Below are 17,239 nucleotides of genomic sequence, written 5' to 3'. Positions count from 1 at the left end.
TCGACGAGGAAGTGAGGGCCAGCGTGGGCGAGTTCGTGCGGTTGGAGACCAAGGACGGCATCGGCACCATCCGGCTGGAGCGGCCGCCGATGAACGCCCTGAACACCCAGGTGCAGGAGGAGTTGCGCGCCGCCGCCGCGGCGGCCACCGCCGACCCGGGCGTCCGCGCCGTCATCGTGTACGGCGGGGAGAAGGTCTTCGCGGCCGGCGCGGACATCAAGGAGATGGCCGACATGTCCTACGTGGACATGGCGGACCGGGCTGCCGGCCTGTCCAGCGCGCTCGGCGCGATCTCCCGGATCCCGAAGCCGGTCGTGGCCGCGATCACCGGCTACGCCCTCGGCGGCGGCTGCGAGCTGGCGCTGGCGTGCGACTGGCGGGTGGTGGCCGAGGACGCCAGGCTCGGGCAGCCGGAGATCAAGCTCGGCATCATCCCCGGCGCCGGTGGCACCCAGCGGCTGGCCCGCCTGGTCGGCCCGGCCCGCGCCAAGGACCTGATCATGTCCGGCCGGATGGTCGACGCCCAGGAGGCCCTGCGGATCGGCCTGGCCGACCGGGTCGCCCCGGCGGCCGAGGTCTACGACACCGCGGTCGAGCTGGTCCGCCCGTACCTCACCGGTCCGGCGCAGGCCCTGCGCGCCGCCAAGCTCGCCGTCGACGCCGGTCTGGACATGGACCTGAACTCCGGTCTGGCCTGGGAGAGCCAGCTCTTCGCGGCGCTGTTCGCCACCGACGACCGGCGCGAGGGCATGGCGGCGTTCGTGGCGAAGCGCAAGCCGGACTTCACCGGTCGTTGACCGGTCCGGGCCGGCGGGGGCGACCCGCCGGCCCAGGCGTCGAGCCGAGAACGGTTCACATTCCGCCTACCGGTGAGTAGCGTGTGACTCCGGCCATGCGGACGAAGGGAAGAGCGGCGATGACGGAGCGGATCGAAGGTCACGGCGGGGAGCTCGCACTCGCGGCGCTGCGCGCGTACGGGGTGCGGGAGATGTTCACCCTCTCCGGCGGGCACGTCTTTCCGCTCTACGACGCCGCGCACAAGACCGGCTTCCCCATCTACGACGTGCGGCACGAGCAGTCGGCGGTCTTCGCCGCCGAGGCGGTGGCGAAGCTCCAGCGCCGACCCGGCCTCGCCGTGCTCACCGCCGGCCCCGGCGTCACCAACGGCATCTCGGGGCTGACCAGCGCGTACTTCAACGCCTCCCCGGTGCTGGTGCTGGGCGGCCGGGCCCCGCAGTTCCGCTGGGGTTCGGGCAGCCTCCAGGAGATGGACCACCTGCCGCTGGTCGCCCCGGTCACCAAGCACGCCGAGACGGTGTTCAGCCCCGACGACATCCCGCGCGCGGTGACCGCGGCGCTGACCACCGCGCTCACCCCGCACCGGGGCCCGGTCTTCCTCGACTTCCCGCTGGAGGCGGTCTTCTCGGTCTCCGACGCCGAGCTGCCCGCGCTGCCGGGCATCGCGCCGGTCGAGCCCGACCCCGACGAGGTGACGAAGGCGGCCGGCCTGATCGCCGCCGCGAGCCGCCCGGTGATCATCGCCGGCTCCGACGTCTACGCCGGGGACGCGGTCGACGCCCTGCGGGCCGCCGCCGAGTCGCTCCAGGTGCCGGTCTTCACCAACGGGATGGGCCGGGGCGCGCTGCCGCCGGAGCACCCGCTCGCCTTCGCCAAGGCCCGTCGCGTGGCGTTGAGGGGCGCCGACGTGGTCGTGGTGATCGGCACCCCGCTCGACTTCCGGCTCAGCTTCGGCGACTTCGGCGACGCCCAGGTGGTGCACGTCGTCGACGCGCCGAGCCAGCGGGCCGCGCACGTGCAGCCGGCCGCCGCCCCCGCCGGCGACCTCCGGCTGATCCTCACCGCGCTGGCCGACCACCCGGGCGACCGGGCCGACCACGCCGACTGGATCGCCGAGCTGCGTACCGCCGAGGACGCCGCGAAGGCCCGCGACGCCGAGGAGATGTCCGCCGAGACGGACCCGATCCGGCCCGCCCGGGTCTACGGCGAGCTGCGCAAGGTCCTGGCCCGCGACGCCATCACCATCGGCGACGGTGGCGACTTCGTCTCGTACGCCGGCCGCTACCTGGAGCCCGCGCAGCCCGGCACCTGGCTCGACCCCGGCCCGTACGGCTGCCTCGGCACCGGCATGGGCTACGCGATGGGCGCCCGCGTCAGCCACCCCGACCGGCAGATCTGCGTCCTCATGGGCGACGGCGCGGCCGGCTTCTCGCTGATGGACGTGGAGTCCCTGGCCCGGCAGAAGCTGCCGGTGGTGATCGTGGTCGGCAACAACGGCATCTGGGGCCTGGAGAAGCACCCCATGCGTGCCATGTACGGCTACGACGTCGCCGCCGACCTCCAGCCGGAGCTGCGCTACGACCATGTCGTGAGCGCCCTGGGCGGGGCCGGCGAGACGGTGGCGAAGGCCGGCGACCTCGGCCCGGCCCTGCGGCGGGCGTTCGACTCCGGCGTGCCGTACCTGGTCAACGTGCTCACCGACCCGGCGGACGCGTACCCCCGCTCGTCGAACCTGGCCTGAGCCCGGCCCGCCGCCGTCGCCGGGAGGCCGGCGACGGCGGTGTGGGTTCAGGCGCCGGGCGTGGACCCCTCGGGCCGGTCCTCCTCGCGCGGCGGTTCGCCGTCGCGCCGGCGCATCTCGTCCTCGCGGCGGCGCAGGTCCTCCTCCCAGCGGCGGAACAGCTCCCCGTCCTCCCGCCGGGAGCGCTCGCCCAGCGAGCGGAGGAACTCGGGGTCGTCGTCGGGGGCGACCGGGCGGGGCCGCTCCCGGGGCGGCAGGATCCGGCCCTTCGGCGCTCCGCCGGCGGGGCGCCCGGGGACGCGCTCGCGACCCGCGGCGAACCAGGCGAGGGAGCCGAGCAGCGGGAAGAACAGGATGATCAGCACCCAGGCGATCCGGGGCAGGGCTTTGATCTCGCCCTCCTCGGCGGAGAGGCAGCTGATCAGCGCGCAGACGGCGAGGACGATCTGCACGACGAAGAGGAGGACGTAGAGCCGGGCCATGGGTCAATGATGGCCTACCGGCTCCCGTCAACCCAGTCCGCGCGCCGCCAGGAGGGCGCCGAGCAGCGCGAAGCCGGCGGTGGCGAGGGCGACCAGGGGCAGCGACCGCCCGTAGCCGGGGGGTGGACCGCTGCCGGTGGCCCGCCGCCAGCAGACCGTCAGCGCCGCGCCCCAGCCCAGCACGGCGACCCCGGCGACCAGCGCGCCGAGCGTCCCGCCGGCGGGCGGGCCGGTGAGCGCGAGCCGCACGGTCAGCACCATGATCACGGTGAGCGCCAGCGCCGTACGCCGCCAGGCCAGCCGGGTCCGCTCGGGTTGCAGTCCCGGGTCACGCGCCGGCCGGTCCCGCCGTGGCGGCTCCGTCTGGTGGCTCACGGACCGCCGACCGCCCGGGCCAGCACCGCCGCGACCAGCAGCAGCGCGCCGAGACCGACGGCGAGGGCGAGCACCGCCGGGAAGCGGGAGGCGGGCAACTCCTCGCCGAGCCGGATGGCCCGCTCCGTACGCGCCCAGTTGTCGACCGCCCGCACGGCGACCGTGCCGCCGAGCAGCAGCAGCGCGACGGCGATCACCTCGCGCAGGTGCGCCAGCGGCAGGGGTGGCAGGAACTGCGCGGCGGCCAGTCCGCCCGCGACCAGCGCCAGCCCGGTACGCAGCCAGGCCAGGAAGGTCCGCTCGTTGGCCAGCGAGAAGCGGTAGTCGGGGGTGCTGCCGACCGAGCGCAGTTCGCGCGGGTCGAACCATCGCCTGATCGCCTGCCACACGTGGCTATTATCCGTTTCCGTCCGGTCGTAGCCTGGAGCGGTGACGGATCTTGACGTGACCACGCTGCGGAACGCGTACGACGAGCAGTTGCGGGCGCTGGTGCCCGACCCGTTGCCGGCCGGGGTGGCGGTGGAACGGGACGGCCCGCTGATCCGCATCCTCGGCCTCGACCACGGCGGCTTCCTCGCCTACCGCGACCTGGGCGGGCTGACCGGCGCGGCGCTGGACGAGCTGATCGCCCGGCAGGTGGAGACCTTCCGGGCGCGCGGCGAGTCGGTCGAGTGGAAGCTGCACGGCCACGACGAGCCGGCGGACCTGCCGGACCGGTTGCGCGCGGCGGGATTCGTCCCGGAGGAGCGGGAGACCGTGATGATCGGGCCGGTCGCGCCGCTCGCCGCCGCGCTCCCGGTCGTCCCCGAGGGCGTACGCCTGCGGGAGGTGACCGCCCGGGCGGACCTGGACCGGATCGTGGCGATGGAGGAGGCGGTCTGGAACTCCGACCGCGGCCACCTGGCGACCGGTCTGGAGAAGGAGATCGCCGCCGACCCGCAGTCGATCACCGTGGTGGTGGCCGAGGCGGGCGACGAGGTGGTCAGCGCGGGTTGGGTGCGGTACGTGCCGGGGACGGGGTTCGCCACGCTGTGGGGCGGGTCGACGCTGGCGCCGTGGCGTCGCCGGGGCATCTACCGGGCGCTGGTCAACCATCGGGCCCGGCTGGCGGCCCAGCGCGACCGGACGTTGCTCCAGGTGGACGCCTCCGACGACAGCCGGCCGATCCTTCAGCGGCTCGGTCTCGTCCCGGTCACGACCACCACGCCGTACGTCTACACTCCGTGATCATGGAGCAGCGGTTGACGGAGGACGAGCGGCTGACCCTCAAGACGGGCGCGTTCGGGGCGGTGTTCCTGGTGGCCAACGCGGACCCGGGGATGCTCGCGCTGTTCCGGGAGAGCTTCGCCGCCTCCGGTGCGATGGCCGACAGCAGCGGGGTGGTGAAGGAGGCGCTGACCAGCGGTCCGTTGCCGAAGCTGCCCAAGGACTCGGCGCTGGAGATCGAGTCGGTGGTGCTGCCGGCGTTGGGGCGGTCCGTGCGGATCCTGCGCGAGAAGTCGCCCCGGGACGTGGCGGGCTACCGCGAGGTGGTGCTGTCTGCGGCCGAGCGGGTGGCCGGCGCGCACCGGGGGGTGGCCCCGGCGGAGGCGGCGGCCATCGCGCGGATCAGGGACGCGCTGGATCAGCCGGCGTGAGCCGCTCCGGCGACCAGAGCGCCCGGACGGTGGCCCGCACGCACCGGTCGCGGAGCCGGCCGCAGGCGCACCGGTACGCCTCGGGTCGCGTCCGGCGGCAGCGGTGCCGCGAGACGTCGGGACGGCCGGATTTGGCTTTTTCTGACATTTCGTGACACCTCCTGTTTCGCCAGATTACCCGCCCGCAGGGCCGTCGGTGAGCTGTGTCACCCTGAGGGCGCCGGAGGCGGATGCTACTGGCAGGTAACATTGCGCCGTGGGCAACTGCACAGCACCGCGCGGTTGACCGGCGTCAACGGAAGCGCGAGGCTGCGCCCCAGACCGGGCGAGCGATCGCAACACCAACAGGAGGGTCGTCGAAGCGCGATGAACATCGTCGTACTCGTCAAGCAGGTGCCTGATTCGGGCGCGGACCGCAGCCTGCGTACTGACGACAACACCGTCGACCGCGGTTCGGCGAACAACGTGATCAACGAGATGGACGAGTACGCCATCGAGGAGGCGTTGAAGATCAAGGAGGCGCACGGGGGTGAGGTGACGGTCCTGACGATGGGTCCGGACCGGGCGACCGAGTCGATCCGTAAGGCGCTGTCGATGGGCCCGGACAAGGCCGTGCACGTGCTGGACGACGCCCTGCACGGCTCCTGCGCCGTCGCCACGTCGAAGGTCCTCGCCGCCGCGCTCGGTCAGTTGAACGCCGATCTGGTGTTGTGTGGCAGCGAGTCGACCGATGGCCGGGTGCAGGTGATGCCGCACATGCTCGCCGAGCGGTTGGGCATCGCGGCGCTGACCGGCGCCCGCAAGCTCACCGTCGACGGTGCGACCCTGACCGTCGAGCGGCAGACCGAGGAGGGCTACGAGGTGGTCACCGCCACCACGCCCGCCGTGGTCTCCGTCTGGGACACCATCAACGAGCCGCGGTATCCGTCGTTCAAGGGCATCATGGCCGCGAAGAAGAAGCCGGTGCAGACGCTGTCCCTGGCCGATCTCGGGGTGGCTGCGGCGGAGGTGGGTTTCGAGGGCGCGACCAGCGCCGTGCTGGAGCATTCGAAGCGTCCGCCGCGCTCCGGCGGCGCGAAGGTCACCGACGAGGGCGACGGCGGCGTGAAGCTGGTCGAGTTCCTCGCTGCCGAGAAGTTTGTGTGAGGGGTCTGGACATGTCTGAGGTTCTCGTCGTCGTCGAAGCCACCCGGGAGTTCGGCGTCAAGAAGGTCACCCTGGAGATGCTCACCCTCGCCCGCGAGCTGGGCAGCCCGAGCGCGGTCGTGCTCGGCGGCCCCGGCGCTGCCGAGGCGTTGAGCGCCAGGCTGGGCGAGTACGGTGCGGAGAAGGTCTACGCGGCCGAGAGCGAGGAGATCGACGGCTACCTGGTGGCGCCGAAGGCGACCGTGGTGGCCGAGTTGGTGTCGCGGGTGCAGCCGGCCGCTGTGCTGCTGGCGTCGTCGCAGGAGGGCAAGGAGATCGCCGCCCGGCTGGCGGTGAAGTTGGACAACGGCATCCTGACCGACGTGGTCGGTCTGGCCGCCGACGGCACCGCCACGCAGGTGGCGTTCGCCGGTTCCGCGATCGTCAAGTCGAAGGTCACCCGGGGTCTGCCGTTGGTCACGGTGCGGCCGAACTCGGTCAACCCGACCCCGGCGGCGGCCAGCCCGGCGGTGGAGCAGCTCACCGTCGCGGTCGCCGACACCGACAAGCTGGCGAGGGTCGTCGAGCGGGTTGCCGAGCAGAAGGGCTCGCGTCCGGAGCTGACCGAGGCCGGCATCGTGGTCTCGGGTGGTCGTGGTGTCGGTAACGCCGACAACTTCAAGCTGGTCGAGGAGTTGGCCGACCTGCTCGGTGGTGCTGTCGGGGCGTCGCGCGCGGCGGTCGACTCCGGTTACTACCCGCACCAGTTCCAGGTGGGTCAGACCGGTAAGACGGTGTCTCCGCAGCTTTACGTCGCGCTCGGTATCTCGGGTGCGATCCAGCACCGGGCCGGTATGCAGACCTCGAAGACGATCGTCGCGGTCAACAAGGACGGCGAGGCGCCGATCTTCGAGCTGGCTGACTTCGGTGTGGTGGGCGACCTGTTCAAGATCGTCCCGCAGGCCGCGGAGGAGATCCGCAAGCGCAAGTGAGCTGACGTCCGTCCGCGCGAGGGCCGGGAACCGCGACACGGTTCCCGGCCCTCGCCGTTTCTGCGGTCGCGCCCGGAACGACCCACGGGCCCCGCGCCAGCCTGCGACGATGGAGACGCTCTCCCCGGGTGCCCGGTGCGGCCGTGCCCGTGCGGAACAGGAGTGTGCCGATGCCGGCCAGGACGTCCGAGGGTGACCACCACGCGCTCGCCGTGCACGAGGTCGTGCTGCTGCTCGGGACCGACACCGAGCACGGGCTGACCGACGAGGAGGCGGCGGCCCGGCTCCAGCGGTACGGGCCCAACGTGCTGCCCAGCGCGGCGCGGGGCGGGGCCCTGCGCCGGCTGCTGCGGCAGTTCCACAACCCGCTGATCTACGTGCTGGTCGCCGCTGGCGTGGTCACCCTGCTGCTCGCCGAGTACGTCGACTCGGCGGTGATCTTCGGGGTGGTGCTCGTCAACGCCGTCGTCGGCTTCCTCCAGGAGTCCCGTGCGGAGGCGGCCCTCGACGCGCTGCGGGCGATGGTGCGTACGCAGGCCCGGGTGCTGCGCGGCGGCCGGCAGCGCCACGTGCCGTCGGACGACGTGGTCCCCGGGGACCTGGTGCTGATGGAGGCGGGGGAGAAGGTGCCCGCCGACCTGCGGCTGGTCCGCGCCGCCGAACTGCGGGCCGACGAGTCGGCGCTGACCGGCGAGTCGCTGCCCGTACGCAAGGACGAGCTGGTCGTACCGGCCGAGACGCCGGTGGCCGACCGCCGCAACCTGCTCTACTCCGGCACCCTGCTCACCGGCGGCACGGCGCTCGGCGTCGCGGTCGCCACCGGGGCGGAGACGGAACTGGGCCGGATCCACCGCCTGGTCGGCGGCGCGCAGGTGCTGGACACGCCGCTGACGGTCAAGCTCGCCCGGTTCAGCCGGCTGCTCACCGTCGCGATCCTGCTCCTCGCCGCGCTGACCTTCGGCATCGGCGTGGTACGGGGGCAGGACGCCGGCGAGACGTTCACGGCCGCCGTGGCGCTGGCCGTCGGCGCGATCCCGGAGGGGCTGCCCGCCGCCGTGACGATCACCCTGGCGATCGGCGTGTCCCGGATGGCCCGCCGTCGGGCGGTGATCCGGCGGCTGCCGGCGGTGGAGACGCTGGGCAGCACCACGGTGATCTGCACAGACAAGACCGGCACCCTCACCGAGAACCAGATGACGGTCCAGGTGCTCTGGACGCCGCAGGGGCGCTACGAGGTCGGCGGGACCGGCTACGCCCCGACCGGCGAGATCCGGGACCCCGGGGGCGGCCCGGCCCCGACCGGGGAGGGCGCGCTGCGCTGGTCGCTGCTGGCCGGCGTGGGCTGCAACGACGCCCGGCTGGACGAGCAGGACGGGCGGTGGGTCGTGCTGGGCGACCCCACCGAGGGGGCGATGCTGGTGGCGGGCGCCAAGGTGGGGCTGCACGCGCACGAGGTCGCCGCGGAACTGCCCCGGGTGGCTGCCGTCCCGTTCACCTCGGAGCGGCAGTTCATGGCGACCCTGCACGAGCGTCCCGACGGCGGGCGGATGGTGCTGGTCAAGGGGGCCGTGGAGCGGGTGGTCGAGTGGTCCGGCTCGGCGGCGCGTCCCGACGGCTCGACCGGCCCGCTCGACGCCCCGGCCGTGCTGGCCGCCGCCCACGAACTGGCCGCCGAGGGGCTGCGGGTGCTCGCCACCGCGATGCGGCCGGTCGGCCCGGCGGACGGGCTCGCGGAGGAGGAACTGGCCGGCACCCTGGTCTTCACCGGGCTGCACGCGATGCTCGACCCGCCCCGGGCCGCCGCCGCGGCGGCCGTCAGGTCCTGCCACCGCGCGGGGATCGACGTGAAGATGATCACCGGGGACCACCTGGCCACCGCCAGCGCCATCGCGCGCCGGCTCGGGCTGCTGCGTACCGAGCCCGGCCCGGGCGACGTGCTGACCGGCGCCGACCTGGCGGCGCTGCCCGCCGGGGAGCTGCCCGCGGCGGTACGACAGGCGTCGGTGTTCGCCCGCGTCTCGCCCGAGCAGAAGCTGCGACTGGTGGAGGCGTTGCAGGCCGACGGCCAGGTGGTCGCGATGACCGGTGACGGGGTCAACGACGCCCCCGCGTTGCGCCAGGCCAACATCGGGGTGGCCATGGGCCGCAGCGGCACCGAGGTGGCCAAGGAGGCCGCCGACGTCGTGCTGACCGACGACGACTTCGCCACCATCGAGACGGCCGTCGCGGAGGGGCGCGGCGTCTTCGCCAACCTGACCAAGTTCATCACCTGGACGCTGCCCACCAACGCGGCGGAGGGGCTGGTCATCCTCGTCGCGATCGTGCTCGGCTCGGCGCTGCCGATCCTGCCGAGCCAGATCCTCTGGATCAACATGACCACGGCGGTGTTCCTCGGTCTGACGCTCGCCTTCGAGCCGAGGGAGCCCGGGATCATGGACCGCCCGCCCCGCGACCCGGGTCAGCCCCTGCTGACCGTCGCGCTGGTGGTCCGGATCCTGCTGGTCTCCGCGCTGCTGGTGGTGGGCGCCTGGTGGCTGTTCGAGTGGGAGCGTTCCGGCGGGGCCGACCTGGCGCAGGCGCGCACCGCCGCGGTGAACCTCTTCGTCACCGTGATGGCGTTCTACCTGTTCAGCTGCCGCTCCCTGACCCGCTCGCCCTGGCGGCTGGGCCTGTTCAGCAACCGCTGGCTGATCGTCGGGGTGCTGGTGCAGGCCCTCGGCCAGCTCGCCCTGACCTACCTGCCGGTGATGAACGACCTGTTCCGCACGGCGCCCATCGACGGGCAGGCGTGGCTGCGGATCCTGGGCATCGCCGTCGTGGTCTCCGCCATCGTCGCGCTCGACAAGCGGTTCGGCCGCTTCGGCCGCCGGCTCGGCTGAGCCGCCGTCGGGGGTCGGCGGGGCCGCCGGTCGCCTGGCGGGCAGCATCGCGGCACCGGCCGCCGGAGCGGGCGATGGGAGCTGATCGGCGGGCCGGGGAGCTGAGCCGGCCCGCCGATCAGCCCGTCAGGGTGCCCCTCAACAGGCTCTTGCCGGAGTGGGCGGTGTTGTTGTCGTACGCCTCGGCGGAGACGTCGACAACCGAGTATGCCTGAAGGTCCACGTTCGGCGGCAACGGCAGCAGCTCGTCCGCCGAGTCGCCGAGCACGCCGACCGAGAACATCTCCATGTTCCGCGGGTTGATGAGCCAGACCTCGTAGTACCCCGGGACGTCCGGGAGATTCGCCACGTGCAGGTGCAACCTGCCGTTGTCGAAGACCCGGGCCTCGCCGTTGGCGTCCGGCGGCGTCTCGCCGTACGCCTTCAGCGGCGCGCTGGCCAGCACCACCCGCCGCGGCGCGGGCTCCGGCGTCGATCCGGTCGCGTCGAGCACGGCGACGGTGCCGACGACGCCGATCGCGGCGGCGGCCACCGCGGTCGCGGCGGTCACGGCCCAGCGCGACCAGCGCCCCCGCCTTGGCGCGAGGAGCACCCCGCCCGACCGGTCGGAGGGCGGTTCGCCCGAGGGGCGCTCGTCGGTCGACCGCTCGGCGCGCGGCCCGGGCAGCACCGGGAGGGCCTCCGCCGCCCGGATCTCCGCGACGACGCCCTGCCAGACGCGCTCCGGCGGGTCGGGCAGGTCGTGCAGGCCCTGGGCGCCGGCGCCGAGGCCGGCCACGTGCTGGAGCGTCTCCACCTCCGCCCGGCAGTGCGCGCAGGTGTCGAGGTGGGTGTTCTCTCCGGCGTCCGCCTCGGTCTCACCGAGCGCCAGGAAGACCAGCCGGTCGTGGTCCAGGTGCGGCACCGTCCACCTCCCATCTGCGTTTCAAGCTCGCCATGCCGCGCCGGATGTGGCTCTTGACCGTGCCCAGCGGCACCCCGGTCACCGTCGCGATCTGCTGGTGGGTCAGGTCGTCGAAGAACGCCAACTCCAGCATGCGCCGCTGGTCGTCGGGCAGTCGGGCCAGCTCGTCGGCGACCACGAGCCGGTCGACCACCGTGTCCGGATCCGGGCCGGTCGGCACCGACTCCGGCAGCTGCCGGACCGTCTCGACCACCCGGGTCTCCCGGGCGGAGGCCCGCAGCCGGTCGATCACCTTGCGCCGGCCGATGCCGAGCAGCCAGCCGACCAGCGAGCCCCTGGTCGGGTCGAAGGTGTCCCGCCCCAGCCAGGCGGCGACGAAGGTGGTCTGGGCCACGTCCTCCGCGTCGCTGCGGTTGGCCAACGTGCTGGTGGCCAGGTGCAGGACCGCCCGGCCGTACCGGTCGTACGCCTCCCGCAGCGCCAGCTCGTCGCCCGCACGGAAGCGGGCGGCCAGGTCGTCCACGGGTGGGTCCGGCTCCTGCCGTGCCGCTGTCACAGGGCGGCTCGCCTTCCAGGGGGCATGCCCGACTGTAGCTCCCACAGCCATCGCCCCACCTCTCCGGTCGGTCTGGTCTCAGCAGCTCTTCGCACCGCGGGCGGCGGACGGATGCGGCTGTGACGGACGAAAGAAGTTGCCGCCGGCCGCATCCGGCGGTGGTGGACCGGGCGTAACTCGTTTTGCACACCAGGCCTGACGAACCAGTACCAATCACCAGGAGGCAGACATGCAGCTCTCGTACTTCCGTCGGGTCGCCGCGGGCGGGGCGGTCGCCGCGCTGACGTTCGCCGGAGCCGGCGCCCTCACCGCCACCCCCGCGTACGCCGCCTCGTCCAAGGTCTCCGTCGTGCACGGCATCCCGGACACCCCGGTCGACGTGTACGTCAACGGCGAGAAGACGCTGGACAACTTCAAGCCCGGCGACGTGGCCGGCCCGCTGAACCTCGAGGAGGGCGCGTACGACATCGCCCTCACCAAGCCCGGCGAGCCGATCGCCCAGGCCATCCTCAGCGTCGACGACGCCGCGGTGCCGGGTGGGGCGAACATCAGCATCGCCGCCCACCTCGACGCCGCCGGCAAGCCGAGGATCACGCCGTTCGTCAACGACACCGGCAAGGTCGCCGCCGGCAAGGCCCGGCTGATCGTCCGGCACACCGCCGCCGCCCCGGCGGTGGACGTGCGCGCCGGCGGCACCCCGGTCTTCGAGGGCCTCACCAACCCGAACGAGGCCAAGGGCGACGTCGACGCGGGCACCGTCAAGGCGGACGTGGTGCTCGCCGGCACCGACACCGTGGCGATCGGGCCGGCGGACCTCGACCTCAAGGAGGGCACCGCGACGATCGTGTACGCCATCGGCTCGGCCGAGGCGAAGAACCTGGGCGTCGTGGCGCAGACCATCACCGGTCTGCACTCGGCCCCGGCCGGGGTGCCCAGCGGCGACGGCGGCCGGGCGGGCACCGGCGTCGACACCTGGTGGTACGTGCTGACCGGCGCCGGCGCGCTGCTCCTGGTCGGCGGCGGGGCGCGGGTGGCCACCGCCCGGACCGGTCGCAGGTGACGGTGCGCCACCGCGGGGCGCTGGCGGCCGTGGCCGCCGGCGTCGCCGCGCTCACCGTCGCGACCGTGGTCGCCTGCGGCTCCCGGCCGGCCGGGAACGTCGGCGCGACCGAGGCCGCCGACCTGGCCGGCACCGCCCCGAGCCCGCCGGCCGCCGGCCCGTCGGTGCCGGTGACCCGGGGCGAGCTGCCCGGCGGTACGCGGACCGTCCCGCCCGTACGGCTGGTCGTCCCGGCCATCGGCGTCACCGCCACGGTCGACGCCGTGGGGATCAACGGCGCGACCGGCGAGTTCGAGGTGCCGCCCAGCGTGGACCGGATCGGCTGGTACCGCCACGGCCCGGGGCTGGAGTCGCGGGCGGGATCGGTGGTCGTCGCCGGGCACGTGGACAGCGCCACCCAGGGCGAGGGGGCCTTCTTCCGGCTCCGGGAGCTGGACCGCGGCGACACCCTCACCGCCACCGGCGGCGACGGCGTCCGCAGGGAGTACCGGGTCGTGGCCCGCGAGGAGTACCGGAAGACGAAGATCCCCCTGGACCGCTACTTCGCCCGGGACGGCAAGCCCCGGCTGACCCTGATCACCTGCGGCGGGCCGTTCGACGCCGAGGCACGCCGGTACCGCGACAACATCGTGGTCACCGCCGTGCCGGCCTGACCGGATCCCCGATCCGGTCGCGGGCACGGGGCCGGGGCGGGAGCGCACGCCTTCCGCCCCGGCCCCGCACGGCGTACTCCGGCCACCGCCGGGTCCGGCGCCGGTCGTAGGCTGAACCGTGATGGCTTACCTGGATCACGCGGCGACCACTCCGATGCTCGACGAGGCACTGGAGGCGTACGTCGCCACCGCCCGCGAGGTCGGCAACGCGTCCTCACTGCACGCGGCGGGCCGCCGTGCCCGGCGGCGGGTGGAGGAGTCGCGGGAGCGGGTGGCCGCCGCGCTGGGCGCCCGGCCTTCCGAGGTCGTCTTCACCGGCGGCGGGACCGAGAGCGACAACCTCGCCGTGAAGGGCATCTTCTGGGCCCGCCGGTCCGCCGACCCCCGGCGGGACCGGGTGGTCTGCAGCGCTGTCGAGCACCACGCGGTGCTCGACGTGGTGGACTGGCTGGCCGACCACGAGGGTGCCGGCGTGGGCTGGCTCTCCGTCGACGCCGCCGGCCGGCTCAGCCCCGACGAGCTGCGTGCCGAGCTGGCCGCCCACGGCGACCGGGTCGCCGTGGTGACCGCGATGTGGGCCAACAACGAGGTCGGCACCGTGCAGCCGGTCGCCGAGCTGGCCGCGGTCGCCGCCGAGCACGGGGTGCCCTTCCACACCGACGCGATCCAGGCGGTCGGGCAGGTGCCGGTCGACTTCTCCGTCGGCGGGGTCGCCGCGCTGACCGTGACCGGGCACAAGCTCGGGGGGCCGACCGGGGTGGGCGCTCTGCTGCTCGCCCGCGACGTGTCGGCCACCCCGCTGCTGCACGGCGGCGGCCAGGAGCGCGACGTGCGCTCCGGCACCCTCGACACGGCCGGCATCGTGGCCTTCGCGGTCGCCGTGGAGGCGGCGGTCAAGGGCCAGCAGGAGTACGCGGCCCGGGTCGCCGCGCTCCGCGACGACCTGGTCGAGCGGGTCCGGCACGCGGTGCCCGAGGTCGTCTTCAACGGCGACCCGACCGGCCGGCTGCCGGGCAACGCGCACTTCTCCTTCCCCGGTTGCGAGGGCGACGCCCTGCTGCTCCTGCTGGACGCCCAGGGCATCGCCTGTTCGACCGGTTCCGCCTGCTCCGCCGGGGTGGCCCAGCCCTCACACGTGCTGCTCGCCATGGGCGCCGACGACGACCGCGCCCGCTCCTCGCTGCGCTTCACCCTCGGCCACACCAGCACCCCCGCCGACGTCGACGCCCTCATCGCCGCCCTCCCGGCCGCCGTCGAGCGCGCCCGCCGCGCCGCCGCCCTCCGCACCCCCCGCTGACCCCCACCCCACCTCGCGCCCTCCACCCCTGCGGCGATCATGCAGTTGTGGTGCCCGAAGCGTGACTTCCCGCGGCATTCGTCCACCACCACAACTGCATGATCGGCGGGAGGGCGGGGCGGGAGGGCGGGGTGGGGGTGGGGCGGGGATAGGGTCGGTGGGGTGAAGGGAGTGAGCCGGTGAAGGTGTTGGCGGCGATGTCGGGCGGGGTCGACTCGGCGGTCGCGGCGGCGCGGGCCGTCGAGGCGGGGCACGACGTGACCGGCGTGCACCTGGCGCTGGCCCGAAACCCGCAGACCTACCGCACCGGCGCGCGCGGCTGCTGCACCCTGGAGGACTCCCGCGACGCCCGGCGGGCCGCCGACGTCATCGGCATCCCGTTCTACGTCTGGGACATGGCCGACCGCTTCCACGCCGACGTGGTGGACGACTTCGTCGCGGAGTACGCCGCCGGCCGTACGCCCAATCCCTGCCTGCGCTGCAACGAGAAGATCAAGTTTGCCGCGGTGCTGGACCGGGCCGTGGCCCTGGGCTTCGACGCCGTGGTCACCGGCCACCACGCCCGGCTCGGCGCGGACGGCCTGCTGCGTCGCAGCGTCGACCTGCCCAAGGACCAGTCGTACGTGCTGGCGGTGCTCACCCGCGAGCAGTTGGACCGGTCGATCTTCCCGCTCGGGGACTCGACGAAGGCCCAGGTCCGCGAGGAGGCTGCGCGGCGGGGGCTGGCGGTGGCCGACAAGCCGGACTCGCACGACATCTGCTTCATCGCCGACGGGGACACCCGCGGCTTCCTCGCCGAGCGGCTCGGCGAGGCGCCCGGCGCGGTGGTGGACGCCGCCACCGGCGCGGTGGTGGGCAGCCACACCGGCGCGTACGCGTACACGGTCGGGCAGCGACGCGGCCTGCACCTGGACCGCCCGGCGCCGGACGGCCGGCCCCGCTACGTACTGTCCATCACGCCGAAGACCAACACGGTGACGGTGGGCCCGGCCGAGGCGCTGGAGGTCTCCCGGGTGCGCGCCGCGCGTCCGGTGTGGACGGGCGGCCCGCGCCCCGACGCGTCGCTGGAGTGCGAGGTGCAGCTGCGGGCGCACGGGGACGTGGTGCCGGCGACCGTCGAGCTGACCGCCGACGGGCTGCGCGCCGAGCTGCGCCGCCCCGTCCGCGGGGTCGCCGCCGGCCAGGCCATCGTGGCGTACCGGCCGGACCCGGCCGGCGACGTCGTGCTCGGCTCCGCCACCATCGCCGGCTGACGACTCACCCGCCGATCCGCGGACCGGATAGTCTTCGGCCGTGACAGATCAGGTGTGGCCCTGGCCGGCCGGCGCGGCGACCGGCATCGGTTCGCTTCCCGGCACCGACATCGCCGAGGCGCAGCGGATCGTCCTCGGTGAGCTTCCCGCCCTGCCCCACCTGCCGGAGTTGCCGGCCCGGGGCCCCGGCGCCGACCTCATCGGCCGGACCGCCGGCCTGCTGGTCGAGCTGCCGGTGGAGCTGTACGCCGCCCGCTGGCGGATCGCACCGCGCCCGGGACGGGACGTGCGCCGCGCGCGCGACCTGATGGAACGCGACCTCGACCAGCTCGCGGAGCAGGCCGAGGAGTACGCGGGGCCGGTCAAGGTCCAGGTCGGCGGCCCGTTGACCCTGGCCGCGTCCCTGGAGCTGCCGATCGGCGGCCGGATGCTGCGCGATCCCGGCGCGGTCCGGGACCTCACCAACTCGCTCGCCGAAGGGCTGCGCGGGCATGTGGCGGCGGTCGCCCGCCGGCTGCCGCGCGCCACCGTGCTGCTCCAGCTCGACGAGCCGTCGATGCCGACGGTGCTCGCCGGGCGGGTGCCCACCGAGAGCGGGCTCGGCGCGTACCGGGCCGTGGATCCGAGCGTCGCCGCGTCGCTGCTGCGCACCGTCGTCGAGGCGGCCGGGGTGCCGACCCTGGTGCACTGCTGCGCGCCGGACGTGCCGCTGGAGCTGATCCGCTCGACCGGTGCCGTCGGCGTGGCCCTCGACCTCGGTCTCGTCACCGACCTGGACCCGCTGGGCGAAGCGATCGACGCGGGGCTCGGGCTGCTGGCCGGGGCCGCGCCCACCGGGCCGTCGGCCGCCGGTCGCGCGCCGACCTCGGCGCAGGTCGCCGACCGCGTACGCCAGCTCTGGGACCGCCTCGGGTTCCCCCGCCGGCGCCTCGCGGAGCAGGTCGTGGTGACCCCGGCCTGCGGCCTCGCCCACGCCACCCCGCAGTACGCGCGCGCGGTGCTCGCCGCCTGCCGGGACGCGGGACGGCGGCTCGCCGAGGACTGAGGTTTCCCGTCGTACGGGCGGGGCAGAAGGCCGACATGATCGGACAACTGCGCACCGTGGTCATCGACTGCCCCGACCCCCGGGCCCTGGCCGGTTTCTACTCGGAGCTGCTGGGCCTGCCCGTCGACCCCGACGCCAGCGACGACGGCTGGGTCGTGGTCGCCGGCTCGGGTCACCGGCTCGCCTTCCAGAAGGCACCCGACCTGCGCCCGCCGGCGTGGCCCGACCCGGAACGCCCCCAGCAGTTCCACCTGGACGTGCAGGTGACGGACGTGGAGGCGGCCGAGAAGCGGGTGCTGGCGCTCGGCGCCCGGCGGCTGCCGGGCGAGGGCGACGACTTCCGGGTCTACGCCGACCCGGCCGGCCATCCCTTCTGCCTGGTCTTCCCCGAGTGAGTCGCGCCGGCGCAGCCGACTCCGTCGAGTGGTGCGGGTTGCGGGCG

At 74.3% G+C, this 17,239-nt stretch carries 18 protein-coding genes; 13 read left to right on the top strand and 5 right to left on the bottom strand.

The features are described from left to right. The first annotated feature begins 23 nt into the window (after positions 1-23). Together DER29_RS04760 and DER29_RS04755 are read left to right on the top strand one after the other, a co-directional pair. Entirely contained in the window at positions 24-797 is a 774-nt protein-coding gene (locus tag DER29_RS04760; protein ID WP_121396211.1) for an enoyl-CoA hydratase/isomerase family protein, read from the top strand. Between the two features lie 119 nt (positions 798-916). Further along, a complete protein-coding gene (locus tag DER29_RS04755; RefSeq protein ID WP_121396210.1) occupies positions 917-2,539 on the top strand; it encodes an acetolactate synthase in 1,623 nt (540 codons plus the stop codon). 47 nt (positions 2,540-2,586) lie between these two features. Here DER29_RS04755 and DER29_RS04750 read toward each other — a convergent pair whose 3' ends face one another. From DER29_RS04750 to DER29_RS04740, 3 genes are read right to left on the bottom strand one after another with little or no spacing between them, the layout of a single operon-like run. Further along, positions 2,587-3,021: a PLD nuclease N-terminal domain-containing protein gene (locus DER29_RS04750; protein ID WP_121396209.1), complete on the bottom strand. Its 435-nt coding sequence runs from the start codon at positions 3,019-3,021 to the stop codon at positions 2,587-2,589. A 27-nt stretch (positions 3,022-3,048) separates the two neighbouring features. Further along, a complete protein-coding gene (locus tag DER29_RS04745; protein ID WP_121396208.1) occupies positions 3,049-3,396 on the bottom strand; it encodes a DUF202 domain-containing protein in 348 nt (115 codons plus the stop codon). Continuing rightward, on the bottom strand, positions 3,393-3,785 hold the full coding sequence (locus DER29_RS04740; RefSeq protein WP_121396207.1) for a YidH family protein: 393 nt from the start codon (positions 3,783-3,785) through the stop codon (positions 3,393-3,395). Before DER29_RS04740 ends, DER29_RS04745 begins: the two co-directional genes overlap by 4 nt. Before the next feature lie 40 nt (positions 3,786-3,825). Here DER29_RS04740 and DER29_RS04735 point away from each other — a divergent pair, with 40 nt between their 5' ends. From DER29_RS04735 to DER29_RS04715, 5 genes are all read left to right on the top strand, one after another. Further along, positions 3,826-4,623 carry a GNAT family N-acetyltransferase gene (locus tag DER29_RS04735; protein ID WP_121396206.1) on the top strand — a complete coding sequence of 266 codons (798 nt, stop codon included), beginning with the start codon at positions 3,826-3,828 and terminating at the stop codon, positions 4,621-4,623. A gap of 2 nt (positions 4,624-4,625) precedes the next feature. Next, positions 4,626-5,033, top strand: coding sequence for a hypothetical protein (locus tag DER29_RS04730; RefSeq protein WP_121396205.1), 408 nt, complete (start codon positions 4,626-4,628; stop codon positions 5,031-5,033). Between the two features lie 366 nt (positions 5,034-5,399). Next, positions 5,400-6,179, top strand: coding sequence for an electron transfer flavoprotein subunit beta/FixA family protein (locus tag DER29_RS04725; RefSeq protein ID WP_121396204.1), 780 nt, complete (start codon positions 5,400-5,402; stop codon positions 6,177-6,179). 11 nt (positions 6,180-6,190) lie between these two features. Next, a complete protein-coding gene (locus DER29_RS04720; protein ID WP_121396203.1) occupies positions 6,191-7,150 on the top strand; it encodes an electron transfer flavoprotein subunit alpha/FixB family protein in 960 nt (319 codons plus the stop codon). Between the two features lie 170 nt (positions 7,151-7,320). Next, positions 7,321-10,029 (top strand): cation-transporting P-type ATPase, encoded by a 2,709-nt coding sequence (locus DER29_RS04715; protein ID WP_121396202.1) that lies wholly within the window; start codon positions 7,321-7,323, stop codon positions 10,027-10,029. 118 nt (positions 10,030-10,147) lie between these two features. Here the strand turns inward: DER29_RS04715 and DER29_RS04710 are convergent, their stop codons facing one another. Both DER29_RS04710 and DER29_RS04705 read right to left on the bottom strand, forming a co-directional pair. Then, entirely contained in the window at positions 10,148-10,933 is a 786-nt protein-coding gene (locus DER29_RS04710; protein WP_121396201.1) for an anti-sigma factor, read from the bottom strand. Then, on the bottom strand, positions 10,887-11,489 hold the full coding sequence (locus tag DER29_RS04705) for an RNA polymerase sigma factor (RefSeq protein WP_121396200.1): 603 nt from the start codon (positions 11,487-11,489) through the stop codon (positions 10,887-10,889). The genes DER29_RS04710 and DER29_RS04705 overlap by 47 nt, the downstream gene beginning before the upstream one ends. Before the next feature lie 229 nt (positions 11,490-11,718). Between DER29_RS04705 and DER29_RS04700 the strand changes: the two genes are divergently transcribed. The 6 genes from DER29_RS04700 (at position 11,719) to DER29_RS04675 (ending at position 17,192) form a co-directional block, all read left to right on the top strand. Next, positions 11,719-12,549, top strand: a complete 831-nt coding sequence (locus DER29_RS04700) for a DUF4397 domain-containing protein (RefSeq protein WP_121396199.1) — start codon at positions 11,719-11,721, stop codon at positions 12,547-12,549. Then, positions 12,546-13,202 (top strand): class F sortase, encoded by a 657-nt coding sequence (locus tag DER29_RS04695; protein WP_121396198.1) that lies wholly within the window; start codon positions 12,546-12,548, stop codon positions 13,200-13,202. Before DER29_RS04700 ends, DER29_RS04695 begins: the two co-directional genes overlap by 4 nt. Before the next feature lie 121 nt (positions 13,203-13,323). Further along, the gene (locus DER29_RS04690; RefSeq protein WP_121396197.1) at positions 13,324-14,499 is read left to right on the top strand and encodes a cysteine desulfurase family protein; all 1,176 of its coding nucleotides are present in this window, start codon (positions 13,324-13,326) and stop codon (positions 14,497-14,499) included. A 179-nt stretch (positions 14,500-14,678) separates the two neighbouring features. Continuing rightward, the gene (gene mnmA / locus DER29_RS04685) at positions 14,679-15,752 is read left to right on the top strand and encodes a tRNA 2-thiouridine(34) synthase MnmA (protein ID WP_199729119.1); all 1,074 of its coding nucleotides are present in this window, start codon (positions 14,679-14,681) and stop codon (positions 15,750-15,752) included. A gap of 40 nt (positions 15,753-15,792) precedes the next feature. Continuing rightward, positions 15,793-16,797 carry a methionine synthase gene (locus DER29_RS04680; RefSeq protein WP_121396196.1) on the top strand — a complete coding sequence of 335 codons (1,005 nt, stop codon included), beginning with the start codon at positions 15,793-15,795 and terminating at the stop codon, positions 16,795-16,797. A gap of 35 nt (positions 16,798-16,832) precedes the next feature. Continuing rightward, positions 16,833-17,192 carry a VOC family protein gene (locus DER29_RS04675; RefSeq protein WP_121396195.1) on the top strand — a complete coding sequence of 120 codons (360 nt, stop codon included), beginning with the start codon at positions 16,833-16,835 and terminating at the stop codon, positions 17,190-17,192. Positions 17,193-17,239: the final 47 nt, after the last annotated feature.

This window comes from Micromonospora sp. M71_S20 (assembly GCF_003664255.1).
Taxonomy (GTDB): Bacteria; Actinomycetota; Actinomycetes; order Mycobacteriales; family Micromonosporaceae; genus Micromonospora.
This window is presented reverse-complemented; position numbering and strand designations above follow the sequence as displayed.